Origin of the sequence: Amycolatopsis sp. DSM 110486, from assembly GCF_019468465.1 — a bacterium.
Classification (GTDB): domain Bacteria; phylum Actinomycetota; class Actinomycetes; order Mycobacteriales; family Pseudonocardiaceae; genus Amycolatopsis.
Genome location: NZ_CP080519.1, coordinates 49,491 through 73,769, shown reverse-complemented (window position 1 = coordinate 73,769; position 24,279 = coordinate 49,491). Strand labels below are relative to the sequence as shown.

The following is a 24,279-nucleotide window of genomic DNA, read 5'->3' as shown; positions in this document are numbered from 1 at the left end:
TCTCAGCGGCTCACCAACCCGGCCTCATGCGCCAGCAACCCCGCCTGCGTCCGGTTCGCGCACTCCAGCTTCACCAGCATCCGCGACACATAACTCTTCACCGTGGCCTCCGCGAGGTGGAGGCGGGCGGCGATGTCCGCATTGGACAGTCCCTCGCCGAGGCAGGTGAGGACGTCGCGTTCGCGGTCGGTGAGGGCGCCGGCGCGGCAGAGGGCCGAGTCGGTGCGGGCGTGGCCGTCGGCTGACAGCGCGACGAGGCGGCGGGCCGCGGAGGGGGACAGGACGGTGTGGCCGTCGGCGGCGACGCGGACGAGGCCGATGAGGTCTTCGGGCGGCGTGGATTTCACGAGGAAGCCCGCGGCGCCCGCGCGCAGCGCTCGGATGACGTAGGTGTCGGCGTCGAAGGTGGTCAGGGCGACAACCGCGGGTGGGTTCGGCAACTGCACGATGCGGGCGATGGCCGTGAGACCGTCAACGCCCGGCATGCGCAGGTCCATGAGCACGACGTCGGGGCGATGCCGGACGACGGCCTCGACCGCTTCGGCGCCGTCGGAAGCCGAGGCGACCACGGTGAGGTCCTCGGCCGAGCCCAGGATCGTGCGCAGGTGCGCGCAGACCATCGGCTCGTCGTCGGCCACAACCACCGTGATCACCGGGGAGCACCTTCCGTCGTCGGGACGTAGGCGGGAAGTATCGCACCGACGCGGAATCCGCCGCCGGGCTCGGGGCCGGACTCGAGCTGCCCGCCGACGAGCTCGACGCGTTGCCGCAGCCCGCTCAGCCCTGCGCCCGAGCCGCTGCCGGCGAGCGTCGGGTCGGGCGGCAGGCACCCGCGGGTGTTGGTGACGAACACGTCGAGACCACCCGAGTGGTACCGCAGCGACACGGCGGCCGCCGAACCCGGCGCGTGCTTGCGGACGTTCGTCAGCGCCTCCTGCACCACGCGGTACGCGGTGCGCGCCACCGTCGGCGACACCTGGTCCGGGTCCCCGCTCATCGAAAGCTCCGTGGCCACGCCGACGGCCATCGACTCGGCCACCAGGTCCGCCGGCGAAGCGACCGGGGCCGGTGAAGCGACCGGGGCCGGCGAAGCGGCTGGGGGCTCGATGCTCGAACCGTCGCGCAGCACGCCCACCAGATCACGCAGGTCGTCGAGCGCGTGCGCGCCCTCGCGGCGGATGTCCTCGGCCGCGGAGCGCACGGCCGGGTCCGTCGACACCACGCCGAGCGCGCCCGCGTGCAGCACCATCAGGCTCAACCGGTGGGTCACCACGTCGTGCATCTCGCCCGCGAGCCGCCGCCGTTCCTCGGCGCGGGCTCGCTCAGCGAGCAGGTGCTGCTCGCGTTCGGCGCGCTCGGCCCGGTCCCGCAGCGAACGCAGCAGCTGCCGGCGCGCCTCGAAGTACAGCGCCACCGCCACGGGCAACGCGGTGCTCAGCAGCCCGAACGGCGTCGTGTTCCACGCGGGGTCCCACGGCCGCGTCGCCAGCACCGCCAGCACACCGCCGATCCACAGCAACTGCCGCCGGTCCATCACGCGCGGGAGCTGGCTCAGCACCACCGGCGTCACGGTCGGCACGGTCATCAGGCTCGGCTGGTCGGCGGGCACCAGCAGCCCGGGCCAGAACAGATCCGACGCCAGCATCGCCAGCGACGCCACCACGAGCACCCCGGCCACCGCGTCGGGGAAGCGGAACACCGCGAGCAGCGAAAGGTCGCACGCGAGGCGCAGCGCCAGCCCGGCGTACGGCCCGAAGGCCCCGCTCGTCGGCCCGGCCCAGTGCAGCGCGAAGTCGAGCCCGGCGAACAGGAGCGCCGCGGTCAGCAGCCAGCCCATTTCGGCCGGGCGGGGCCAGGTTCCACGCCGCACTTCGCTCACCCCGTCACGGTAACGGCTGGTCCGGACCGCCGCGGCGGAATCGCACCGGCCGGGGGAGGATCCGCAACGAAAGTTGCGCGCGGGACAACATTCGTCGTCCGCATCGGCTACCGATCACCGTTACGCCGACCCGGGCCGGCGCGGTGGACTCGGATCATGACGAGCCTCATGACGAGCCGCGAGACCAGCACGGGGGAGATCGCCCCGTTCGCCCGGCTGCCGGTGCTCACCGTGGCCGCGCTGGCGGCGGCGCTGCTCGTGCTCACGAGCGTCCGCTACGCGCACGGGTTCGACGAGCTCTATTTCCTGGTGGCTGGTCGAGATCATCCGGCCTGGGGGTATTTCGACCAGCCACCGCTCGTCCCGCTGCTCGCGGGCACGCTCGACCGCCTGTTCCCCGGTTCGCTGCTCGCGTTCCGGCTGCCGATGGCGCTCGCGGTCGGCGCCGGCGTGGTGGTCACCGCGCTGATCGCCCGCGAACTGGGTGGCCGCCGCCCGGCGCAGCTGATGGCGGGCGGGCTGTCCGCGACGTCCAACCTGGTCGTCCTCAGCCACTGGGTCTCCACCTACGCGCTGGATCCGTTCCTGTGGACGGTCGTCGTTTTCCTGCTGGTCCGCTGGACCCGCACGCGCCGCGACGGCCTGCTGGTGTGGGCGGGCGCGGTCACGGCGGTGTCGCTGGAGGTCAAGTTCCTCATCCCCGCGCTGTGGGCCGCCGTGCTGGTGTCCGCGGCCGTCCTCGGTCCACGCCGCCTGCTGAGCCGCCCGAAGCTGTGGCTGGGCGCGCTGATCGCGGTGGTCGCCACGATCCCCGCGCTCGTCTGGCAGGCCACGCACGACTGGCCGTACGCGCACATGGCCGACGTCGTCGCCGCCGAGTTCCCCGGCTACTTCGCCTTCGCGCGCGACGGGCTGCTCGGCGCGGGCATGGGCGTCGGCGTGCCGGCCCTGCTCTACGGGGTGTGGCGCCTGTTCCGCTCGCCCGAGCTGCGGCCGTACCGCTACCTTGCCTTGGCGTTGCTGCTGGTAACCGTCGCGGTGGTGCTGACCCACGGCCGTTCGTACTACCTGATGAGCCTCTACGCGTTGCCGTTCGCGGCCGCGGCCACGGAGCTGAGCCGGCGCGACCTGGTGCGCTGGTGGCGGATCCCGGTGGGGATCGCGTTCGGGCTGTCGGCCGCCGTCACCGTGGCCGCGCTGCCGGTGTGGCCGGCGTCGGTCACGGCGACGTCGTTCGGGCCGTTTTCGCTCGGCACGGTGTTCGCGGGCGGCGAGACGGCGCAGAAGCAGGTCGCCGACGTCGTGGGGCAGACGTACTCGTCGCTGCCACCCGGGGTGAAGGCGCAGACGGCGGTGTACGCGGAGATCTACCCGTTCGCCGCGGCCGTCGAGTACTACGGCCCGCGATACGGGATCACCGAAGTCTACAGTGGACACCGCGGATACTGGTACTTCGACCGGCCACCGGACCAGGCGCGGGACGTGCTTTTCACCGGCTTCGACCCGACGCTGCTGAAGCCCTACTTCGCGTCGGTGACCGAGGTCGTACCAGGACTTATTTGGCTCTACACCGGAAGGACGCAGTCGTGGGACCAGATCTGGCCGTTGGTGAAACGGCAATGACCCCCTCGCTGGCCGCCCAGGCCTACCTGCTCGCGTGCGACCCGGACCAGGGCCGCGTCCGCAGACGCAGCCACGCCGCGCTGCTCGTGCGCGCTTCCGCCGTCACCGACCTCCTGCTGCGCGGCCACCTGACGGTCACCGGCGGCCGCGTCTCGGCGACCGGCGACGGCCCCACCGGCGACCTGCTGCTCGACGACCTGCTCACCGACCTCGCCGACGCGGGCCCGACCCGCTGGCGACGCCTGCTGCGCCGCGACTCGGCCGACACCCTCCACTCCCTGGAGCTGCAGCTGGCCGCCGCGGGACTCCTGCGGTCGCACGTCACGCCGGTGCTGCGCCGGAAGGTTTTCCGCCTGGACGATCGGTTGCGGGCCGATGAGGTCCGCGCCACTGTGGACCGAGCGCTGCGCGTGCCCTTGTCCGAAGTGGACACCCGCGCCGCCGCGCTGACCGCCCTCGCCGCGGCGGCCCAGGTGGGGTTCACCCGCCGCTCGTCCCGCCGCCACGCCGCGCGCCTCGCGGAGCTGGACGAGGCCGTGGGCCCGGCGGTGCCGGCGCTGCGCGGACTGCTGCGCACTCGCCGGGCGGCGACCATGGCGGGTGGGAGCTGAGCGGATTGCTTCGGCAGCCACCGAAGCGTCGCGCGCGTAGGTTGCGGGCATGACTTCGTTCGCCGCTCTGCACGTGCCCGGGAAACCGTTGCTGCTGCCCAATGTGTGGGAGTTCGGCTTCGCGGCCGCGCTCGCCGCGGCGGGGCACCCGGCGGTCGGCACGACGAGCCTCGGCGTGTCGGCCGCTGCGGGCCTGGCCGACGGGGCCCCGGCGTCCCGCGCGGCGACGGTGGCGCTGACCCGGGTGCTGGCGCCGCTGGACGTGCTGGTGAGCGTCGACATCGCCGACGGCTTCAGCGCGGACCCGGCCGAGGTCGCCGACCTGGTCGCGGAACTCGCCGAAGCAGGCGCCGTGGGCGTGAACCTCGAAGACGGCCGCGCCGACGGCACCCTCGCGCCGGTGGAGGTGCAGAGCGCTTTGATCGCGGCCGTCCGTTCGGCTTCGCCCGTTTTCCTGAACGCGCGCACGGACACCCACTGGCTCGGCTCCGGCCCGGTCTCCGCCGCGATCGAACGGGCCCGCGCCTACCGCGACGCGGGCGCCGACGGGGTGTTCGTCCCGGGCCTCGCCGACCCGGGCGAGGTCGCGGAGGTGGTGGCGGCGGTGGACGTGCCGCTCAACGTCCTGTTCCTGCCGGGCCGCGTCACGCCGGCCGGCCTCGCCGAGCTGGGGGTGGCGAGGGTGAGCCTGGGCTCGACGCCGTACCGCGTCGCGCTGGCCGCCGCCCTGGCGGCCGTGGACGCTGCCCGCGACGGGACTTCGCTGCCACTGCCTCCGCCGTCTTACGCCGAGGTGGCCGGGCTGTTGCCGCCGGCCCTGTAGTGAGGGGATGCGCGCTTCGCTGTAGGACGGCGCCGCTTCCTCCCTCCTTCGCCGACGCGGCGGGCTGCCCGCACGGCCGCGGCTCGGCGGGGCTGGAGGTATGTGCGGCTTGGGGCGTGGCGACCCCGAGTACGCCGACTTGGCCGAATTGCTGCCACCAGTTCAGTAGCGTCAAGGGCATGCGTCGCCTTCGGAGCCGAGTTCGCTGTTCCCGCCGGGTACCTGAACACGCCGAGCATCGGGATCCCGCCGGAGCCCGTCGCGGACGCCGTGGCGGCGGCCGTGCAGCGCTGGCGGGTCGGGGCGGACCTGCCGGGTGGGCTCGACGAGGCCGTGGCGCGCTCACGCGAGGCGTTCGCGCGGCTGGCCGGCGTGCCGACGGGACGCGTGGCCATCGGCGCGTCCGTGTCTCAGCTGATCGCCAACGTCGCGGGAGGCCTGCCCGAGGGCGCGCGCGTCCTGGTGGCGTCGGGGGACTTCACGAGCGTCCGCTGCCGTTCGTTCCCCTTCACGGATTCTGGGTCTTCGACGACGAGCTGCTGAACGCCGAGGTGCTGCACACGGAGGTCGTCACGCGCGATCCGGACGACGTCCGCCAGTACCGCGACTACCTCGACGCGATGTGGGAGGTTGCCGCTGAGGGCGAAGCCGCCCGTGCGGTGTTGCTGCGCGCACAAGGTGACCTCGCTCTGGCCGGGCAGGCCGCCGACAGCTGACAGGAAGCGCCTTGGCAGCTCTCGTCCTCCGCGGCCCCCGCGATCGAGCCTTCGCGAAGGGCCCAGCTCTGGCTCGAAACCACCCCTGACGACGTCGAACGCCTTCTCACCGCATTCGGCTGAAGGCGCTCAGCGCGGTGAACTACCGTATGTGCCCGTGGTCGGTCCCCAATTCACCCCCGGTCCCTCGGACACGGCGCCGCTCGCTGCGGTGCCCGCGCAGCCGGGGTCGCCGCCCGGCCAAGGCCTCGGCCCAGGCCCAGGCCCAGGTCAAGATCCAACCCCGCCGCAGGACACCAAGGCGCTGCTGCTGCGCGGTGCGGGGCTGGTCGTGATCGCCGTCGTGGCGGGGCTGGTCTGGTTCCTCATCCGGCACGACAGCACGCCCGAGCCGGTGGCGCAGGCGCCGGTGAAGACGAACCCCTTCGACTACAAGCTGGTGGAAGGCCCGAACAAGTCCACCGACTGCGCGGCGAAGGCCTACGACGACACCAAGAAGTTCTTCCAGACCAACCCGTGCTCCTCGCTGGCGCGCGGGCTTTTCACGGTCGAGTACGGCGACGCGAAGGCGCTCGTCTCCGTCGTCAAGGTGAGCATGCCGACCGCGGCGCAGGCGGCGCAGCTCAAGGCGCTGACCGACCGGGACGGCACCGGCAACGTGAGTGACCTGGTGCGCGACGGCACGTACAAGGCCGCGGGCGCGCCCAAGGTGAGTGGCGACCAGTCGGAGTACGAGTCCCAGGTCACGGGCACCGACGTCACCATCGTCCTGGCCGACTTCTACGCCAAGCACCGCGACGACGTGCTGCTCAAGCGCATCGCCACCAGCGCGCTGGACCTCGGTCCCGACCTGCACTGACGCCAAACGACGCGAAGAGGGCCGTTCCCGGAGACACCGGGAACGGCCCTTTTTTTCACCGAAACCTCAAGCCGGCTGCCCCGGCATCGCCAGCGCCGTCGGCTTCTCGTCGGCCTCCTGGCGCCACGGCGTGCCCCGCCGGGCCGCCGCGATCAACGCCTGCAAAGCCATCTTCCGCAGCCCCGCGTCGTCCGTGTGGGTCACGACGCCGAGCCACGCGGCCGCCGAGTCCTCCTCGGCGCTCGCCACCAGGGCGGCGGCCGAGGCGGTGTCGTTGACCGGCTTCGGCGGCACGTACGCCGCTTCCGGGGCCACCGGCGTGCCGCCCGCGGCCTCGATCATCTGGGTGACGACGTCGCGGCGCGCGGTGTGCTCGGCGCGCCCGGCCTTCAGGGCGTCGCCGAACTCGCCCGGCAGGAAGGCCGTGACCAGCCCGTACACCCACAGCGCGGCGTGCTCCGAGGCCAGCGCCTTCTGCAGGGGGTCGACGGCGTCGGACGCGGCAGTGCCGGCGGGCGCGACCACGGCCTGGGCGTCTTCGCCGGGCCCGAGCGTCGAGGCGAGGCGCTGCAGGCTCGCGCAGCCCGCCGCGACGCCGGCGACCAGGCCGGCGCGGTAGGCCGGGAGCGTGGGCACGAGGTCCTCGGCCTGCTTGCGGGCCGTCGCCAGGCGCTCCTTGAACGCGCCCAGGTCGGCGGGCGCGGCCGGGGGCGCCGTCGTCGGCTTGGGCCGGTTCAGCCGGTCCACCTCGGGTTTCAGGGCGGCAGCCTGGGCGGCGCGCGCGTCGGCGACCTGCCCGGCGACGTCGCCACCGAGGGCTCTGGCCGCGGCGGCGTCCGCGTCGGCGGCGGACAGCAGCGGGGCGAGCGGGTCGGGGCTCTCGTCGTATCCCCCGGAACAGGCCGCCAGCGGGAGGGCCAAAGCGGCGACGGCGCCCAGGCGCAGAACGCCGCGCCGGGAAAGGTCGGTCGGTCTTGCGGTCACGTCGGCCCATCCTGCCAGGCCCGGCACCGGCACCGCCGCTCGCGCGTCCTCCTGGGTGCGCAGGATAAGCTGGTCCACCACCGACCACAGTCGTGACCAGCCCGCGTCACCTCGGCCGAACAGGAGTGCTCCACGTGCCCAACGAACTCGCCAGCCGGCTTCAGCCGATAGTGGCCGAAGCCGTCACCGTCGCGGGTTTCGACCTCGACTCGTTCGAGGTGCAGCAGGCCGGCCGCAAGCAGCTGGTCAAGGTCGTCGTCGACTCCGACGACGGTGTCGGGCTGGACGAGATCGCCGAGATCAGCCGCAAGGTGTCGGCGGCGCTCGACGAGAACGAGCACGTGCTCGCGAGCGCCTACACCCTCGAGGTCACCTCGCCGGGGCTGGACCGGCCGCTCGCGCAGCCGCGCCACTGGCGGCGCGCGAAGTTCCGCCTCGTCCGCATCACGCCCGCGGAAGGTGCGGAGTTCGTCGCGCGGGTGGGCCACGCCGGCGAGGAGAGCGTGACCGTGCTCTTCGAGGACCGGCTGAAAGACGTGCACTACAAGTCGGTGGCGAAGGCCGTGGTGGAGATCGAGTTCAAGCAACCACCCGTCGACGAGCTCAAACTGTTGGAAGAAGACGCGTCCGGCAAGCGCAGCACCCCTGCCGGCCAGACGGAAGCGAAGGAGGAGCCGAAGTGAACGTGGACATCGCCGCGCTGCGGGCGATCGAACGGGACAAGGACATCCCCTTCGACACGGTGATCGAGGCCATCGAGACGGCCCTGCTCACCGCCTACAAGCACACCGAGGGGCACCAGTCCCACGCTCGTATCGACATCGACAAGAAGACCGGCCTCGTCCGCGTCCTCGCGCACACCCTCACCCCCGAGGGCGAGGTCGACGAGGAGTGGGACGACACGCCGGAGGGCTTCGGCCGGATCGCCGCGACGACCGCCCGCCAGGTCATCCTGCAGCGGCTGCGCGACGCCGAGCACGAGAAGACCTTCGGCGAGTTCTCCGCCAAGGAGGGCGAGATCGTGGCCGGCGTGGTGCAGCGCGACGCGCGCGCCAACGCCCGCGGCATGGTCGTGGTCCAGGTCGGCGACACCGAGGGGATCCTGCCCTCGGGTGAGCAGGTCGCGGGGGAGTCCTACGAGCACGGCACGCGCATCAAGGCGTTCGTGGTCGGGGTCTCGCGGAGCAACCGCGGGCCGCAGATCATGCTCTCGCGCACGCACCCGAACCTGGTGCGCAAGCTCTTCGCGCTCGAGGTGCCCGAGATCGCCGACGGCACCGTCGAGATCGCCGCCGTGGCGCGCGAATCGGGGCACCGCACCAAGATCGCGGTGCGCTCCACCGTGCCCGGGGTGAACGCCAAGGGTGCCTGCATCGGCCCGATGGGCGCGCGCGTGCGCAACGTGATGAGCGAGCTGGCCGGCGAGAAGATCGACATCATCGACTACTCGGAGGATCCGGCCCGCTTCGTGGGGAATGCATTGTCCCCGGCGAAGGTTGTTTCGGTACGTGTCGTGGACGAGCGGGCGAAGACGGCTCGCGTCGTCGTGCCCGATTTCCAGCTCTCCCTCGCCATCGGCAAGGAGGGCCAGAACGCGCGGCTCGCGGCCCGGCTCACGGGCTGGCGCATCGACATCCGCAGCGACGCCGCACCCGTCGATCCGGCAGGTGATCAAGACCACGCCGGACAGGCGCGGCCCGCCGCGACAACCGGTTCGGCTGAGTGAAGGTCGAAGCGCTAGACTCATCACTGGTTCAGGGTCCGCCGCGGGTGCGTGGCGACACGACCGACCTCCAGCGCCACCGGCACTTCCCGGTACGCACGTGCGTTGGTTGCCGGCAGCGGGTCCTGATCGGTGAGCTGCTGCGAGTGGTCGCGGTGGCCGGACGGCTGGTCGTCGACGAACGTCGGCGGCTGCCGGGGCGGGGTGCGTGGCTGCACCCGGCACCGGGTTGTCTGGTCAAGGCCGAGCGGAAGCGGGCGTTCCCACGGGCACTTCGGGCCCAGGGCGCGCTCGACGCCGCGGGGCTGCGCGAGCATGCGGCATTCGCAGCGCCCACCACGGAGATCGGCTCCGGGACCCACCCGGAACCGCAGTGGAACAAGGAAGCAGGTCGACCCGTCATGAGTCAGCCGTGAAGCCGACGCCATGAACGCGCGACAATAAGGACGAGGTCAGCGGGTCTCTTCACCGCCTGGCCTCCCCTAGATGAGGAGAGCTGTGCCAGGCAAGGCCCGTGTACACGAGCTCGCGAAAGAGCTCGGCATCACCAGCAAGGAAGTTCTCGCCAAGCTCAAGGAGCAGGGCGAGTTCGTGAAGTCCGCGTCATCCACGGTCGAGGCGCCCGTCGCCCGCCGTCTGCGTGACGCGTACCCCGCCAAGGGCGGGAAGAAGTCCGGTCCGACGCCCGGCCCGCGGCCCATGCCGCCCGCCCCCGGCTCGGGCAACTCGAACGCTGCCGCTCCCGCTCCGCAGGCTCCCCGGCCCGCGGCCGCGCCCGCTCCGCAGCAGACCCAGCAGCAGGCGCCGGCGGCCAAGGCCGCTCCGTCCGCCGCTCCGCAGCAGTCCGGCCCGCGTCCGGCCACCCCGGGCAGCCGCCCGGGTCCGGGCCCGCGTCCCGGCCCGCGCCCGGCCACGCCTGCTCCGGCCCAGCCGCAGCAGGAACCGCAGCCCCAGGTGCAGGCCCCCGCGGCCAAGGCCGAGCCGTCCGGTGGCAGCACCGCGGCGCCGAAGCACGCGCCGAAGCAGGACGCTGCTGCGTCCGGCTCGGTCGTGCCGCCGAAGCCGCAGGGCCCCAAGCCCGGCGGTCCCAAGCCCGGCCCGCGCACTCCGCGCGTCGGCAACAACCCGTTCGGCGTCGGTTCCGGCGCCCCGGCCCCGCGTCCGCCGGCCCAGCGCCCCGGTCCGGGTCAGGGCGGCGACAACCGTCCGCCGCGTCCCGGCGGTGCCGGTGGCGGCGGTGACCGGCCCGCGCCGCGTCCCGGCGGTGGCGCCGGTGGCAATCGGCCGAGCCCGGGCAACATGCCCCCGCGGCCGAACCCCGGCATGATGCCGGGCCGCACCCCGCGTCCGGCCGGTCCGGGCGGTGGCGCCCGTGGTGGTCCCGGTGGCGGTGCCCGTGGCGGTCCCGGTGGTGGCGGCGGTCGTCCCGGTGGCGGCGGCGGTGGCGGCGGCTTCCGTCCCGGTGGTGGCGGCGGTGGCGGTGGCTTCCGCGGCGGTCCCGGTGGCGGTCCCGGTGGCGGTGGCGGCGGCTTCCGTCCCGGTGGCGGCACCGGTGCTCCTGCCGGCGGTGGCGGTGGCTTCCGCGGTGGCGGCGGCGGTCGTGGCGGCCCCGGTGGCCGTGGCGGTACCGCGGGTGCCTTCGGGCGTCCCGGTGGTCCCTCGCGCAAGGGTCGCAAGTCGAAGCGACAGAAGCGCCAGGAGTACATGGACAACATGCAGGCGCCCAGCGTCGGCGGCGTCCGCCTGCCCAAGGGCCAGGGCGAGACGATCCGGCTGCCGCGTGGTGCCTCGCTGACCGACTTCGCCGAGAAGATCGACGCCAACCCGGCTTCGCTGGTGCAGGTGCTCTTCCACCTCGGCGAGATGGTCACGGCGACGCAGTCCGTGTCCGACGACATCCTCGAGCTGCTCGGCGGCGAGATGAACTACGTCGTCCAGGTCGTGTCCCCCGAGGAGGAGGACCGCGAGCTGCTGGAGACCTTCGACATCACCTACGGTGAGGACGAGGGTGGCGAGGAGGACCTGCAGGTCCGGCCGCCGGTCGTGACGATCATGGGTCACGTCGACCACGGTAAGACCCGCCTGCTGGACACGATCCGGAAGACGAAGGTGCGCGAGAGTGAAGCCGGTGGCATCACCCAGCACATCGGCGCCTACCAGATCGAGACCGAGCTCGAGGGCACGCCGCGGCTGATCACCTTCATCGACACCCCGGGTCACGAGGCGTTCACCGCCATGCGTGCTCGTGGTGCGAACTCGACGGACATCGCGGTGATCGTGGTGGCCGCCGACGACGGGGTCATGCCGCAGACGGTCGAGGCGATCAACCACGCGCAGGCCGCCAAGGCCCCGATCGTGGTCGCGGTCAACAAGATCGACAAGGAAGGCGCCAACCCGCAGAAGATCCGCCAGCAGCTCACCGAGTACAACCTCGTGGCCGAGGAGTACGGCGGCGACACGATGTTCGTGGACATCTCCGCGCGGGAGAACATCAACATCGATGGCCTCCTCGAGGCGATCCTGCTGACGGCCGACGCCGCTCTGGACCTCCGGGCCAACCCGGACATGGAGGCCCAGGGTGTCGCGATCGAGGCGCACCTCGACCGCGGCCGCGGCCCGGTGGCCACGGTGCTGGTGCAGCGAGGCACGCTGCGCGTCGGCGACTCCGTCGTCGCGGGCGACGCCTACGGCCGCGTCCGCCGCATGGTGGACGAGCACAACGTGGACGTCACCGAGGCGCTGCCCTCGCGTCCCGTCCAGGTCATCGGGTTCACCTCGGTGCCGGGCGCGGGCGACACCTTCCTGGTGGTCGACGAGGACCGCGTCGCCCGGCAGATCGCCGAGCGCCGCTCCGCTCGCACCCGCAACGCGCTCAACGCGTCGCGCCGCAAGCGGGTCAGCCTCGAGGACCTCGACTCCGCCTTGAAGGAGACGAGCAGCCTCAACCTGATCATCAAGGGTGACAACTCGGGTACCGTCGAAGCGCTCGAGGCGGCACTGCTGCAGCTGGACGTCGGCGACGACGTCGAGCTGAACGTGGTGCACCGCGGTGTCGGTGGCGTGACCGAGTCGGACATCGACCTGGCGACCGCGTCCGACGCGATCGTGCTCGGGTTCAACGTCCGGGCCCAGGGCAAGGCGACCGAGCGGGCCACCCGCGAGGGCGTCGACGTCCGGTACTACACGGTCATCTACCAGGCGATCGACGAGATCGAGCAGGCCCTCAAGGGCATGCTCAAGCCGGAGTTCGAAGAGGTGGAGCTCGGTCGCGCCGAGGTCCGCGACGTCTTCAAGTCCTCCAAGATCGGCACGATCGCGGGTTGCCTGGTCATGTCCGGGGAGATCCGGCGCAACGCCAAGGCGCGCCTTCTCCGCGATGGCACCGTCATCGCCGAGAACCTGCCGATCAGCTCGCTGCGGCGGTTCAAGGACGACGTGGTCGAGGTTCGTGAAGGGTACGAATGTGGTCTGACGCTGGGTTCGTACAGTGACATCAAGGTCGACGACGTGATCGAGACCTACGAACAGCGGGAGAAGCCCCGTGCGTAAGGGCTGATCGGTTCCGGGGTGCGGGTTTCGGCCCGCACCCCGGGCCACCCGGTTCCTTGCGGCACAACTTCGCTGCCTATGTACGTCGGAGCTCTCGAGCTCGACATCCTGCTCGATGACATTCACTCGTTGAAGCAGAAGCGATCCGTGATCAAGCCGGTCGTGGCGGAGGTGCGCAAGCGCTTCGCCGTCTCGGTGTCCGAAGCCGGTCACCTCGACCTGCACCGGCGAGCCCTGATCGGGGTGGCCGTGGTCGCCGCGGGTGGCGAGCACGTCCGGGACGTGCTCGACTCGTGCGAGCGGTTCGTGGCCTCGCGACCGGAGTTCGTCCTGCTGTCGGCACACCGCCGGCTGCTGGGTCCGGACGACTAGACCGGAGAACATTTCAGAAGGAGACACCTCCCATGGCCGATCCTGCTCGGGCTCGCAAGCTCGCCAAGCGGATCTCGCAGATCGTGGCGTCGGCGATCGAGCACGACGTCAAGGATCCGCGGCTCGGTGCCGTGACCATCACGGACACCAAGATCACCGCGGACCTGCACGACGCCACGGTGTACTACACGGTGCTCGGCGAAAGCCTCAACTCGGAGCCGGACTTCGCCGGCGCCGCGGCGGCCCTCGAGTCCGCGCGTGGTGTGCTGCGCACCAAAGTCGGGCAGGGCACCGGAGTCCGCTACACCCCGACCCTCGCCTTCGTGGCCGACAGCATCCCCGACGACGCACGCCGCATCGAGGAACTGCTCGCCAAGGCCCGCGAGGCCGACGCCGAGGTGGCCCGCCAGGCCACCGGCGCCCAGCACGCCGGCGAAGCCGACCCGTACAAGGCGCCGCGCGAAGACGACGACCACCTCGCCGACACCGAAATCGAAGCCGAAGAGGAGACCCGAGGCTGAACCGCTCCGGAGGATCCCCGACGTCCCACGACGCGGCGCGCTGTTCGGTGGCGCCGCGCCGTTCGTCGCCACCTCCTCCGGGCGCTCCGCCCCGCTGGGTACGCCGCCCGCGGTTACCCCGCCCACCAGGCCGCCGGCCCTGAACGCACAACGTTCAGGGCCGGCGGTTTTTCGTCCGGTCAGTCCGCCGGCCGCGTGGCGGTCACGGCGTCGGTCAGCGCCTTCAGCAGTTCCAGCGCCTGGGGCCGCAGGTCGTCAGGCAGCAGGTCCCACGCCGCGCGCTGGTTGTCGCGCAGGCGGGTGCGGGCGCGGTCCCAGTGGGCGCGGCCGCGGTCGGTGAGGTCGACGACGACACGGCGGTCGTCGTGGGCGTGCGGGGTGCGGCGCACGAGGCCGGCGGACTCCAGGGCCTTCACCGAGCGCGTGACGGTGGGCTGGGCGAGCTTCGCCTCCTGCGCGAGCTCGCCGATGGTCATGGCGCCGAGCCGGGCCAGGGGAGTCACGAGCTGGGCCTGCGAGTCGCTGAGGGCGGAGGCGGCCGCGGCCTGCGCGTCGAGGCGGGCGCGGTTGGTGCGCATGGCCGAGTAGAGCGCGTTGCAGGCGTCGGCGAAGCGGTCGACGGCGGTGTCGGCGGGCTCGGAGGACCCGGAGGGCACGGTCACCCGGAAAGATTAGATCACCGGAGTTCATAGCATGCTATGTTCAGACCACTGAACCAAGAGGAGGCGCAGCATGGTCCGCAAGATCGCCCTCGAGGAACACTTCGGCACCGGTGACCCCGACATCGTCGAGCAATCGCGCGAACACTTCACCGAGCAGACGTGGCTGCCGCACCGCCGCCAGTTGCTGGACATCCAGGACGAGCGCCTGAAGCTGATGGACGCGGCCGGCATCGAGATCGTCGTGCTTTCCCTGCTGGCGCCCGGAATCCAGGGGCTGTCCGACCGTGCGCAGTCCGTGGACTGGGCGCGCCGCACCAACGACGTGGCCGCGCGGCACGTGCAGCTGAGGCCGGATCGCTTCGCCGCGTTCGCCGCGCTTCCGTTGCAGGATCCCGAAGAAGCCGTCGTCGAGCTGCGCCGCGCCGTGACCGAGCTGGGGTTCAAGGGCGCGCTGGTGAACGGGTTCTCCGAAGTGGACGGTGACCGGATCGCCTACCTGGACGAGCCGCGGTACCGGCAGTTCTGGGCGGCCGTCGAAGACCTGGGCGTGCCCGTGTACCTGCACCCGCGCGACCCGCTGCCGCGTGACAGCCGGATGCTCGAAGGCCACCCGTGGCTCTACGGCTCGGCGTGGGGATTCTCGATCGAAACCGGCACGCACGCGTTGCGGCTCATGGCCAGTGGCCTGTTCGACGAACACCCGGGCGTGCAGGTGATCCTCGGGCACCTGGGCGAGCTGCTGCCGTTCAACATCTGGCGCACCGACCACCGGCTCAAGGTCAAGCCCGCGGGCATTCCGGCGTGTAAACCCTTGCGCGAGTACCTGCGCGAGAACTTCCACCTCACCACGAGCGGCAACTTCGCCACGCCCGAGCTGGCGTTCACGATCAACGAGGTCGGGGCCGACCGCGTGCTGTTCTCAGCCGACTACCCGTTCGAGTCGATGGGCGAGGCCGCCGCGTGGTTCGACGCGCTGGACCTCGACCGCGAGGTGCACGAGAAGATCGCGGAAGGCAACGCGCGCAAGCTCCTCGGGCTCTGACCACAAACGACGTCTCAGGCCGGTTTCGCCGCCACCACGAGGTCCCGCTCGATCGCCTGGTCCACGCGGTGGGCGAACTCCTCGTACGGCCCGCCCTCGCGCACGTCGAGGCCGGCCCGTGAGAGCACCGCGACGAGCTCTTCGCGCGGGAGGACGTTGAGGTTCCAGGAGATCCCGAGCGCCCCGCCCGGGCGGAGCACGCGCGTCCACACGGGAACGGCCGCCGCCAGCAGGTCGCGCGGGCTGCGCGCGAGGCTCGCGTCCTGCGTGCGGTGGCTGCCGTGCTGCACGCCGTACGGGGCGTCGGTCACGATCACGTCCACGGAGTTCGCGCGCAGCAGTTCGTCGGTGGTGAGGGTGTCGGCGTTGAAGTAGGTGAGCCGGCGCGTCTGGCCGCCCTTGTAGTCGTCCTTGTCGAACGCGTACTCGACGTCGAGGCGGCGCCCGAGGCGGACCTTGTTGCGCCGCAGCTGCCCGGAGTCGGCGGTGTGCTTCACCCGCTTGGTGCGCAGCCAGGTCTTGAGGAACTGCTCGTAGGCCTCGAAATCCTTGCCGTCCACGTCGAGACCGGTGGCGTCGAAGCCGTACATCACGGCCTGGTTCAGCGTGGTGCCGCGCCCGCACAGCGGGTCGAGCAGCGTCCGCGGGCGCTCGAGCCATCCGGTCGGGTCGGCGGTGGCGAGCAGGGTGACGTTGAGCAGCAGCTTCGTGAACTGCTCATTGGTCTTGCCCGCGTACTTCTGGATCGTGAGCAGGTCCGAGTCCGTCTTCGCCAGTGGCCGCACCAGGACGGGGCGCAGCACGCCGTCGCCCAGCTCGAACAGGGCGTAGAGCGAGGACAGGTTGGACAGCAGCGCGACGTCCGGTTCGGTCAGCGGCTCCGGCGTCGCGAACTTGACGTAGCCCACGCCGCCGAGCTCCACCTCCTCGGCCTCCGACAGCTCGGCGGAAAGCCCGGCCGCGCCGAACACCGCCAGCTCGGCGCGCAGCAGCGCGGGCGACGAGGCGGCGTAGACCCGGTTGGCGGACGGGTGAACGAGAATCGCGTACTCAGGCATCCCGCAGAGCGTAGCGTGACGCACTGTGACAGCTACTTTGGCGCAGGACATCGAAGCCGCCGCCGCCCTGCTCGCCGGGGCCACCGACGTGACGCTGCTGGGCCACGTGCGCCCGGACGCCGACGCACTCGGCAGCGCACTGGCCCTCGGCCACGTGCTGCACTTGCGCGGCGCCCGCGTGCGGGTGTCCTTCGGCGAGCCCGACGACGCCCCCGAGACCCTGACCTGGCTCGACGTCGACGGGCTGCTCACCAAGCCCGACGATCTGCCCGCGTCGGAGCAGCTGCTGGTCGCTCTCGACACGCCGGTGCCGGCGCGGCTGGGTCGGCTCGCCTCGCGCGTCGACGCCGTCCGCTCCGCCGGCGGCGCCGTGCTGGTGGTGGACCACCACGCCACCAACGCGTTCTACGGCACGCACCACGTGGTCGACGAGGCCACCGAGGCGACCGCGGTGCTCGTCGCGCAGATCGTCGAGGCGATGGGCGTCGAGCTGGACGAGCCGGCCGCGCGCTGCCTGTACGCGGGGATCGTCACGGACACCAGCGGTTTCCGCCGCGCCCGCCCCGAAACGCACCGGATCGCCGCGCGCCTGCTGGAGGCCGGCGTCGACCCGACGGAGGTGGCGCGGCGGATCGTGGACGACCACCCGTTCGCGTGGCTGCCGATGCTCTCGGCCGTGCTGTCCGAAGCGGAGCTGGAGCCGGAAGCCGCGCAGGGCTTCGGGTTCGTGCACGCCGTGGTGCGTTCGGCCGTGGCGGCGAGCGTGCGGCCGGAAGAGGTCGAGTCGGTGATCGACGTGGTGCGCGCGACGCGTGAAGCCGGCGTCGCGGGGGTACTGAAGGAGTTCGCGCCCGACTCGCGGGGTTCCGTGTGGACGGTCTCGCTGCGGTCCGCGGGCAGGGTCGACGTGTCGGCGGTGGCCTCGGAGTTCGGCGGCGGCGGGCACCGGATGGCCGCGGGCTGCACGATGGAGGGCACGTCGGACGACGTGCTGGCGCGGCTGCGGGCCGCGCTCGGCCGGGCGCCGCTGCTGGGGGACCGGAGTGCCTGAACCCGTCCGGTTCGACGACGAGTTCCTGGCCGACCCGGTGTGCGCGTACGCCCGGCTGCGCGCCGCCGGCCCCGTGCACCGAGCGGAGTCACCCGACGGCGCGCCGATCTGGCTGGTCACGCGCTACGCCGAGGTCAAAGCCGGCCTCGGCGATCCGCGGCTGTCGCTGGACAAGGCCCACTCGTCGGGCGGCTACCGGGGCCTCGCGCTGCCGCCCGCGCTCGACAAGAACCTGCTCAACCTCGACGCGCCGGAGCACACCCGCCTGCGCCGGCTCCTGGGGCGCGCCTTCACGCCACGGCGCGTCGAGGCGCTGCGGCCGGAGGTCACGCGCATCGCCGAGGAGCTCGCCGACGCGCTCCCGGCCGAGGCCGACCTGATGGCCGGCTACGCCGTGCCGCTGCCGATCACGGTGATCTGCGTGCTGCTCGGTGTCGCCCCCGCGGACGTCGCCGTCTTCCGCACGTGGACCGACGCCGTCCTGATGCCGACGGACGCCGCGGTCGCGCGGGACGCCATGAGGTCGCTGTTCGGGTTCCTCACCGAGCTCATCTCGGCCAAGCGCGCGGATCCGGGGGAGGACCTGCTCAGCGTCGTCGCCCCGGACCTCACCGACGACGAACTGCTCAGCGCCGCGTTCCTCCTGCTGCTCGCGGGGTACGAGAACGTGGTCCACGTGCTGGGCAACGGCCTGCACGAGCTGCTCACCCGCCCGGCACCGCGGTCGGCGCCGGCCGGGTCCTCGGTGTCCATTGTGGACGAAATCCTGCGCCACGCGTCCCCGGTCCAGCTCGCCATCCGCCGATTTCCCCTGCAGGACCTCGAAATCGGTGACACCAAGATCCCCGCCGGCGACACCGTCCTGCTCGCCCTCGCCTCCGCCCACCGCGACGACACGGTGTTCGAAGACCCGGACACCTTCGACGCCGACCGCCCGGACAACTCCCACCTCGCCTTCGGCCACGGCCCCCACTACTGCCTCGGCGCACCCCTGGCCCGCCTCGAGCTGGAGATCGGCTTCGACACCCTGCTGCGCCGCTTCCCTGCGATGGCCCTGGCGGGCGACCCAGAGTGGCGCTCGTCGTTCCGCAGCCGCGGGTTGGCCTCCCTGCCGGTGATCCTGCGCGCTTGACGTCCGGAATGTCGGCGGCGGTCGTTACGCTCCCCGGGTGCCTGACGAAGCCCCGCCTGCCCCGCCCGTGACCTCCGAAGACCGGATCCCCGCGCGCCGCGTGCTGGGGCTTGCCGTGCCCGCGCTGGGGGTGCTGGCGGCGGAGCCGTTGTACGTGCTGGTGGACACCGCGGTGGTCGGGCACCTGGGCGCGTTGCCGCTGGCGGGGCTGGCGCTGGGCGGGGTGGTGCTGTCGCAGATCTCCACGCAGCTCACGTTCCTCTCCTACGGCACGACCTCGCGCACCGCGCGGCTGCACGGCGCCGGGCGGCGGCGCGACGCGGTGAGCGAAGGCGTCCAGGCCACGTGGCTCGCGGTGCTGGTGGGGCTGGTGCTGCTGGTGGCGGGTCAGCTGCTGGCCGGTCCGATCGCCCGCGCGCTGTCGGGCAGTGACGAGATCGCGGCGGCGGCCGTGTCGTGGTTGCGGATCGCGCTGTTCGGGGCGCCGCTGATTCTGGTCACCATGGCCGGCAACGGCTGGATGCGCGGCGTGCAGGACGCGGCGCGCCCGCTGCGGTACGTGCTGGCGGGCAACGGCATCTCGGCCGTGCTGTGCCCGGTGCTCGTCTACGCCGCGGGGCTCGGCCTGGAGGGCTCGGCGATCGCCAACGTGGTGGCCCAGGTGGTCTCGGCGTCGCTGTTCTTCGCGGCGCTGGTGCGCGAGCGCGTGCCGCTGCGGCCGGACTTCGGCGTGATGCGCGCGCAGCTGAGCCTGGGCCGCGACCTCGTGCTGCGCAGCCTCGCGTTCCAGGCGTGCTTCGTCTCGGCGGCGGCCGTGGCGGCGCGGACGTCGACCGAGGCGGTCGGCGCGCACCAGGTCGTGCTGCAGCTGTGGACGTTCCTCTCGCTCGTGCTCGACTCCGTCGCGATCGCCGCGCAGTCGCTCGTCGGCGCGGCCCTGGGCGGGGGAGCCGCGCGGCAGGCGCGCGGGGTCGCGAACCAGATCGTCGCGTACGGGTTGGTGCTCGGCTGCGTCCTGTGTGTGCTCTTCGGCGCGTTGTGGAGCACGCTGCCGCACGCGTTCACCTCGGACCCGGGGGTGCTCGCGGAGATCCCGCACGCGTGGTGGTTCTTCGTGGCGCTGCAACCGATCGCGGGTGTGGTGTTCGCGCTCGACGGCGTGCTGCTGGGCGCCGGCGACGCCGCGTTCCTGCGTACCGCCACGCTCGTCAGCGCGGGGCTGGGCTTCCTGCCGCTGATCTGGCTGTCGCTCGCGTTCGGCTGGGGGCTCACGGGCATCTGGACGGGTCTGTCGCTGTTCATGGTGTTCCGCCTGGCCGCCGTGCTGATCCGCTGGCGCTCCGGCCGCTGGGCGGTGGTCGGGGCCATCCGCGGCGCCTGAACGCCGTGCCAAGGTGGAGCCATGCGCTTCAGCCAGGTCGACGTCTTCACCGATGAGCTCACCCTCGGCAACGCACTCGCCGTGGTGCACGACGCCGAAGGCCTCTCCGACGACAGGATGGCCGCCTTCGCACGGTGGACCAACCTCAGCGAGACCACGTTCCTGCTCCCGCCGACGCGCGCCGAGGCCGACTACCACGTGCGGATCTTCACCGTCGAGCGCGAGCTGCCCTTCGCCGGGCATCCCACGCTCGGCTCGGCCCGCGCGTGGCTCGAAGCCGGCGGCACGCCGAAGGGCGAGGACCTCGTGCAGGAGTGCGGCGCCGGCCTGGTCCGCGTGCGGCGCACCGGCGAGCGGCTCGCCTTCGCCGCGCCGCCGCTCACGCGCGGCGGCCCCGTCGCGCCCGAGGACCTCGCCGCCGTCCGGAAGGCCCTGCACCTGGCCGAGAGCGACGTCGTCGACGCGCGGTGGGCCGACAACGGCCCCGGCTGGCTCGCCGTGCTCCTCACCGACGCCGAGGCGGTCCTCGCGGTCGAACGCGACGTCGCGGCGCTCGGGAAGTACAAGGTCGGCGTCGTCGGACCGCACCCGGCCGGATCGCCCACGGCGTTCGAGGTCCGGGCCTTCACGGGCCTGGTCGAGGACCCGGTAACCGGCAGCCTCAACGCCGCGATCGGCCAATGGCTCATCGGTTCGGGCCGCGCGCCGGAGTCCTACGTGGCCGCGCAGGGCACCCGGCTCGGCCGGCGCGGGCGCGTGCACGTCGAGCGCGCGGGCGGCGAAGTGTGGGTGGGCGGCGACACAGTGGTGGGAGTCGCAGGTCAAGTGGCGCTGCGGTGATCGGGTGATGTGGTGTATCCCACCGAGATAACGGCTATGTTTCGAGCTTGCTGAGGCGATACAACAATCGAGGCGGCAGTGTCGTCGTCCTTCCCCGACGACCGCTACCCGCAGGAGGAAACCTTGTCGCCCGGCCGCGCCACCGTCCGGTCCTGGCTCATCTGGCTCACCGCCGTCTTCGTGTATCTGCTCGCCGTGTTCCACCGCACCTCGTTCGGAGTCGCGGGCCTGGAAGCGGCGGACCGGTTCGGCGTCGGCGCCGCGGCGCTCGGCACGTTCACCGTGCTGCAGGTGGGGGTCTACGCCGCCATGCAGATCCCCACCGGCGTGCTCGTCGACCGCTACGGCCCGCGCCGTGTGCTCACCGCCGCCGTGCTCATCCTGGGCACCGGGCAGCTGCTGCTCGGCCTCGCCGAAAGCTACGGCGTCGGCCTGCTCGCCCGCGGCGTGCTCGGCCTGGGCGACGCGCTGACGTTCGTCAGCGTGCTGCGCCTGATCGCCGCCCACTTCCCGGCGCGGCAGTACGCGTTGATCACGTCCTTCACTTCCGCAGTCGGCTACATCGGCAACCTCGCCGCCACGGTGCCGCTCACGCTGCTGCTCGCCGGTCCCGGGTGGACGGTCACGTTCGTCTCGGTCGGCGCGCTCACACTCCTGGTCGCGGTGCCGGTGGTGCTGCGCGTGCGCGACACCCCGCTCGGCGTCCCCGAGCCCGAGCGCAAGCCGGTGCACCCGGCGCTGCTCGCGCGCCAGATCCGCGCCGCGTGGCGCGTGCCCGGCACCCGGCTCGGGTTCTGGACGCACTTCAGCACGATGTTCGCGCCCAACGTGCTCACGCTGTTGTGGGGCGTCCCGTTTCTCGTGGAGGGCCAAGGAATCCCGGCCGCCACGGCGAGCGCGATGCTGACCGTGTTCGTGTTCGGCTCGCTGGCCGGCGGCCCGGTGCTGGGCACGGTCATCAGCCGTCACCCGGAGCTGCGGATGCCGATCGTCGGCGGGTACCTCGGCACCGCCGCCGTCACGTGGGCCGTGCTGCTCGGCTGGAACGGGCACCTCCCGCTCGGCGTGCTCGGGCCCGCGTTCGCGCTGCTGTCGCTCGGCGGCCCGGTGTCGATGATCGGCTTCGCGCTGGCGCGGGACTACAACCCGATCGAGCGCGTCGGCACGGCGACCGGCCTGGTGAACGTCGCCGGGTTCGTCGCGACCACGGTCACCTCGCTCGTGGTCGGCATTCTGCTGCAGTGGACGGGCGGGAACTTCCGCGTGTCCCTGCTGAGCATCGTGGTCGTGCTCGCGCTGGGCACGTGGCGGATGCTCGTGTGGTGGCGCCGCGCCAGGGCCCACGTGTTCGCCGCCGAAGCCCGTGGCGAGGACGTGCCGGTGCGGCTCACGCGCCGGCGCTGGGACGGCGAGGTGCCGGCCGAACCCGCGGCCGTCGCCGCCTGAGAGGTGCTCGCCGGTCCGAACCGCCCGTCTCGATAGGGTTCGGCCCGTGTCTCGCCCGAAAGAACCGCGCCGCCCCGCTCCGCCGCCCGGTCTGCTCATCGTCGACAAACCGGCCGGAATGACCTCGCACGACGTCGTCGCCAGGGCGCGCCGGATCATGGGCACCCGCAAGGTCGGCCACGCCGGCACGCTCGACCCGATGGCCACCGGCGTGCTCGTGCTCGGCATCGAGCGCGCCACCAAGCTGCTGGGCCACCTGGCGCTCGATCGCAAGACCTACCTCGCGACGCTGTCGCTGGGCAGCTCCACCACCACCGACGACGCCGAGGGCGAGGTGCTCACCGAGGGCGACCCGGCGGTGCTCGCGAAGATCACCGACGAGCAGCTCGCGGCCGGCGTCGCCGAGCTCACCGGCGACATCCAGCAGGTGCCCAGCGCCGTCAGCGCCGTGAAGATCGACGGCAAGCGGGCCTACGCTCGGGTGCGCGCGGGGGAGGACGTGGTGCTCCCGCCGCGGCCCGTCACCGTCTACCGCTTCGACGTGCTGGCCACGCGCCGCGAGGACGACCGGATCGAGCTCGACGCCGTGGTCGAGTGCTCCTCAGGCACCTACGTGCGCGCGCTGGCCCGCGACCTCGGCGCGGGGCTCGGCGTCGGCGGGCACCTGCTCGCGTTGCGGCGCACCACGGTCGGGCCCTTCACCCTCGCCCGCGCGCGCACGCTCGACCAGCTCGAGGAGACGCCCGAGCTGTCGCTGGACCTCGACGCCGCCGTAGCCGCGGCCTTCCCGCGCCGCGACGTCGACGCCACCGAAGCGCAGGCCGTGCGCCACGGCCGGGCCATCCCGGCGGCCGGCATCGACGGGACCTACGGCCTCTTCGCACCCGACGGCCGCGTGCTCGCCCTGGCCGCCGACACGGAGGGTGTGGCCCGGTCGGTGGTGGTCCTGCTGCCCGCATAGGGTGGGTCGCGGTTGGGCGAGAGACCGGCGCGGGGAGAGTTGACGACAGTGCAGCGGTGGCGTGGCCTCGGGGACCTCCCGAGTGGCTGGGGACGGTGCGTGGTCACCATCGGCGTGTTCGACGGCGTGCACCGCGGGCACCAGGTGCTCATCTCGCGCACGGTGCGGGCGGCGGCCGAACGCGGCGTGCCGAGCGTGGTGCTCACGTTCGACCCGCACCCGTCGGAGGTCCTGCGCCCGGGCAGCCACCCGGCGCAGCTGACCACCTTGCGGCGCAAGGCCGAGCTCGTGGAGGAGCTGGGCGTCGACGTGTTCGCCGTGCTGCCTTTCACTCTCGAGCTCTCGCGCCTGTCGCCGCACGAGTTCGTGCACGAGGTGCTGGTGGACCGGCTGCACGCCGCCGCCGTGCTGGTGGGCGACAACTTCACGTTCGGCGCCAAGGCCGCGGGCGACGTGACGCTGCTGCGCAAGCTCGGCAGCCGCTTCGGCTTCGTGGCCTACGGCGCGGAGCTGCAGGGTCGTTCGCTCGCCGACGACCGCATCGCCAACGACATCACCTTCTCCTCCACCTACGTGCGCTCGTGCATCGACGCCGGCGACGTGGTCGCCGCGGCCGACGCGCTCGGGCGCCCGCACCGGCTCGAGGGCATCGTCGTGCGCGGCGACGGCCGGGGCCACGACCTCGGCTACCCGACCGCGAACCTGTCGACGCCGCGGTTCGCCGCGGTGCCCGCCGACGGCGTCTACACGGCGTGGTTCACCCGCCCGTCGGACCCGGGCCGGCGGCTGCGCGCCGCGGTGTCGGTGGGCACGAACCCGACGTTCTCGGGCCGTGAGCGCACGGTCGAGGCGTTCGTGCTCGACGTCGACGAGGACTTCTACGGCCAGCACGTGGCCCTGGACTTCGTCACGCGGCTGCGCGACCAGGAGCGGTTCAGCCGGTCCGAGGAGCTCGTGGTGCGGATCGACGACGACGTGGCGCGCACCCGCGAGGCGCTGAGCGCCGAAGACTGAGGTCGTTCCCCCGGACGGGGTCCGGCAGGGGG

The 24,279-nt window shown here is 72.5% G+C and carries 24 protein-coding genes and 1 pseudogene; 20 read left to right on the top strand and 5 right to left on the bottom strand.

Features of this window, described 5'->3' with window-relative positions; translation table 11 throughout:
* Positions 1–2: 2 nt before the first annotated feature.
* Both K1T34_RS00365 and K1T34_RS00360 read right to left on the bottom strand, forming a co-directional pair.
* Entirely contained in the window at positions 3–653 is a 651-nt protein-coding gene (locus K1T34_RS00365) for a response regulator transcription factor (protein WP_220242314.1), read from the bottom strand.
* Positions 650–1,879: a sensor histidine kinase gene (locus K1T34_RS00360; protein ID WP_255638202.1), complete on the bottom strand. Its 1,230-nt coding sequence runs from the start codon at positions 1,877–1,879 to the stop codon at positions 650–652. The genes K1T34_RS00365 and K1T34_RS00360 overlap by 4 nt, the downstream gene beginning before the upstream one ends.
* 156 nt (positions 1,880–2,035) lie before the next feature.
* Here K1T34_RS00360 and K1T34_RS00355 point away from each other — a divergent pair, with 156 nt between their 5' ends.
* The 6 genes and pseudogenes from K1T34_RS00355 (at position 2,036) to K1T34_RS00330 (ending at position 6,511) form a co-directional block, all read left to right on the top strand.
* Entirely contained in the window at positions 2,036–3,502 is a 1,467-nt protein-coding gene (locus tag K1T34_RS00355) for a glycosyltransferase family 39 protein (RefSeq protein ID WP_255638201.1), read from the top strand.
* Positions 3,499–4,113, top strand: a complete 615-nt coding sequence (locus tag K1T34_RS00350; protein ID WP_220242313.1) for a GPP34 family phosphoprotein — start codon at positions 3,499–3,501, stop codon at positions 4,111–4,113. The genes K1T34_RS00355 and K1T34_RS00350 overlap by 4 nt, the downstream gene beginning before the upstream one ends.
* Positions 4,114–4,162: 49 nt before the next feature.
* A complete protein-coding gene (locus tag K1T34_RS00345; protein ID WP_220242312.1) occupies positions 4,163–4,936 on the top strand; it encodes an isocitrate lyase/phosphoenolpyruvate mutase family protein in 774 nt (257 codons plus the stop codon).
* Between the two features lie 147 nt (positions 4,937–5,083).
* Positions 5,084–5,446, top strand: a pseudogene (locus tag K1T34_RS00340) (hypothetical protein); the annotation flags it as partial.
* Between the two features lie 41 nt (positions 5,447–5,487).
* Positions 5,488–5,652 (top strand): hypothetical protein, encoded by a 165-nt coding sequence (locus K1T34_RS00335; RefSeq protein WP_220242311.1) that lies wholly within the window; start codon positions 5,488–5,490, stop codon positions 5,650–5,652.
* Between the two features lie 211 nt (positions 5,653–5,863).
* On the top strand, positions 5,864–6,511 hold the full coding sequence (locus K1T34_RS00330) for a hypothetical protein (RefSeq protein ID WP_220246907.1): 648 nt from the start codon (positions 5,864–5,866) through the stop codon (positions 6,509–6,511).
* Positions 6,512–6,577: 66 nt separating this feature from the next.
* On the opposite strand, the gene K1T34_RS00325 is transcribed toward K1T34_RS00330, so the two are convergent.
* Entirely contained in the window at positions 6,578–7,495 is a 918-nt protein-coding gene (locus K1T34_RS00325; RefSeq protein ID WP_220246906.1) for a ferritin-like domain-containing protein, read from the bottom strand.
* Between the two features lie 134 nt (positions 7,496–7,629).
* Between K1T34_RS00325 and rimP the strand changes: the two genes are divergently transcribed.
* From rimP to rbfA, 6 genes are all read left to right on the top strand, one after another.
* Entirely contained in the window at positions 7,630–8,178 is a 549-nt protein-coding gene (gene rimP / locus K1T34_RS00320; protein WP_220242310.1) for a ribosome maturation factor RimP, read from the top strand.
* Positions 8,175–9,221, top strand: a complete 1,047-nt coding sequence (gene nusA, locus K1T34_RS00315; RefSeq protein ID WP_220242309.1) for a transcription termination factor NusA — start codon at positions 8,175–8,177, stop codon at positions 9,219–9,221. The genes rimP and nusA overlap by 4 nt, the downstream gene beginning before the upstream one ends.
* Positions 9,218–9,634: a YlxR family protein gene (locus K1T34_RS54535; RefSeq protein ID WP_360586471.1), complete on the top strand. Its 417-nt coding sequence runs from the start codon at positions 9,218–9,220 to the stop codon at positions 9,632–9,634. The genes nusA and K1T34_RS54535 overlap by 4 nt, the downstream gene beginning before the upstream one ends.
* 82 nt (positions 9,635–9,716) lie before the next feature.
* A complete protein-coding gene (infB, locus tag K1T34_RS00305; protein ID WP_220242308.1) occupies positions 9,717–12,767 on the top strand; it encodes a translation initiation factor IF-2 in 3,051 nt (1,016 codons plus the stop codon).
* A 78-nt stretch (positions 12,768–12,845) separates the two neighbouring features.
* Positions 12,846–13,139 carry a DUF503 domain-containing protein gene (locus tag K1T34_RS00300; protein ID WP_220242307.1) on the top strand — a complete coding sequence of 98 codons (294 nt, stop codon included), beginning with the start codon at positions 12,846–12,848 and terminating at the stop codon, positions 13,137–13,139.
* Between the two features lie 32 nt (positions 13,140–13,171).
* Positions 13,172–13,660, top strand: a complete 489-nt coding sequence (gene rbfA / locus K1T34_RS00295) for a 30S ribosome-binding factor RbfA (RefSeq protein ID WP_220242306.1) — start codon at positions 13,172–13,174, stop codon at positions 13,658–13,660.
* Positions 13,661–13,839: 179 nt separating this feature from the next.
* On the opposite strand, the gene K1T34_RS00290 is transcribed toward rbfA, so the two are convergent.
* Positions 13,840–14,322 carry a MarR family winged helix-turn-helix transcriptional regulator gene (locus K1T34_RS00290; RefSeq protein ID WP_220242305.1) on the bottom strand — a complete coding sequence of 161 codons (483 nt, stop codon included), beginning with the start codon at positions 14,320–14,322 and terminating at the stop codon, positions 13,840–13,842.
* Between the two features lie 70 nt (positions 14,323–14,392).
* On the opposite strand from K1T34_RS00290, the gene K1T34_RS00285 reads away from it, so the two are divergent.
* Entirely contained in the window at positions 14,393–15,364 is a 972-nt protein-coding gene (locus tag K1T34_RS00285) for an amidohydrolase family protein (protein WP_220242304.1), read from the top strand.
* A 14-nt stretch (positions 15,365–15,378) separates the two neighbouring features.
* Here K1T34_RS00285 and K1T34_RS00280 read toward each other — a convergent pair whose 3' ends face one another.
* Positions 15,379–16,422: a TRM11 family methyltransferase gene (locus K1T34_RS00280; protein ID WP_220242303.1), complete on the bottom strand. Its 1,044-nt coding sequence runs from the start codon at positions 16,420–16,422 to the stop codon at positions 15,379–15,381.
* 25 nt (positions 16,423–16,447) lie between these two features.
* On the opposite strand from K1T34_RS00280, the gene K1T34_RS00275 reads away from it, so the two are divergent.
* From K1T34_RS00275 to K1T34_RS00245, 7 genes are all read left to right on the top strand, one after another.
* The gene (locus K1T34_RS00275) at positions 16,448–17,473 is read left to right on the top strand and encodes a bifunctional oligoribonuclease/PAP phosphatase NrnA (RefSeq protein WP_220242302.1); all 1,026 of its coding nucleotides are present in this window, start codon (positions 16,448–16,450) and stop codon (positions 17,471–17,473) included.
* Positions 17,466–18,605 carry a cytochrome P450 gene (locus tag K1T34_RS00270; protein WP_220242301.1) on the top strand — a complete coding sequence of 380 codons (1,140 nt, stop codon included), beginning with the start codon at positions 17,466–17,468 and terminating at the stop codon, positions 18,603–18,605. Before K1T34_RS00275 ends, K1T34_RS00270 begins: the two co-directional genes overlap by 8 nt.
* Before the next feature lie 37 nt (positions 18,606–18,642).
* Positions 18,643–19,986 carry an MATE family efflux transporter gene (locus K1T34_RS00265; protein WP_255638199.1) on the top strand — a complete coding sequence of 448 codons (1,344 nt, stop codon included), beginning with the start codon at positions 18,643–18,645 and terminating at the stop codon, positions 19,984–19,986.
* A gap of 21 nt (positions 19,987–20,007) precedes the next feature.
* Positions 20,008–20,826, top strand: coding sequence for a PhzF family phenazine biosynthesis protein (locus K1T34_RS00260; RefSeq protein WP_220242300.1), 819 nt, complete (start codon positions 20,008–20,010; stop codon positions 20,824–20,826).
* A gap of 78 nt (positions 20,827–20,904) precedes the next feature.
* Positions 20,905–22,272: a nitrate/nitrite transporter gene (locus K1T34_RS00255; protein WP_370643601.1), complete on the top strand. Its 1,368-nt coding sequence runs from the start codon at positions 20,905–20,907 to the stop codon at positions 22,270–22,272.
* Positions 22,273–22,318: 46 nt separating this feature from the next.
* Complete coding sequence (gene truB / locus K1T34_RS00250; protein WP_220242299.1) at positions 22,319–23,233, top strand: tRNA pseudouridine(55) synthase TruB; 915 nt, start codon at positions 22,319–22,321, stop codon at positions 23,231–23,233.
* Between the two features lie 48 nt (positions 23,234–23,281).
* Positions 23,282–24,247, top strand: a complete 966-nt coding sequence (locus K1T34_RS00245; protein ID WP_220246903.1) for a bifunctional riboflavin kinase/FAD synthetase — start codon at positions 23,282–23,284, stop codon at positions 24,245–24,247.
* Positions 24,248–24,279 lie beyond the last annotated feature (32 nt).

Coding starts and splice junctions, on each gene's coding strand:
- K1T34_RS00355 (WP_255638201.1), top strand. CDS start 2,036: ATGACGAGCCTCATGACGAGCCGCGAGACCAGCACGGGGGAGATCGCC.
- K1T34_RS00350 (WP_220242313.1), top strand. CDS start 3,499: ATGACCCCCTCGCTGGCCGCCCAGGCCTACCTGCTCGCGTGCGACCCG.
- K1T34_RS00345 (WP_220242312.1), top strand. CDS start 4,163: ATGACTTCGTTCGCCGCTCTGCACGTGCCCGGGAAACCGTTGCTGCTG.
- K1T34_RS00300 (WP_220242307.1), top strand. CDS start 12,846: ATGTACGTCGGAGCTCTCGAGCTCGACATCCTGCTCGATGACATTCAC.
- rbfA (WP_220242306.1), top strand. CDS start 13,172: ATGGCCGATCCTGCTCGGGCTCGCAAGCTCGCCAAGCGGATCTCGCAG.
- K1T34_RS00285 (WP_220242304.1), top strand. CDS start 14,393: ATGGTCCGCAAGATCGCCCTCGAGGAACACTTCGGCACCGGTGACCCC.
- K1T34_RS00280 (WP_220242303.1), bottom strand. CDS start 16,422: ATGCCTGAGTACGCGATTCTCGTTCACCCGTCCGCCAACCGGGTCTAC.
- K1T34_RS00260 (WP_220242300.1), top strand. CDS start 20,008: ATGCGCTTCAGCCAGGTCGACGTCTTCACCGATGAGCTCACCCTCGGC.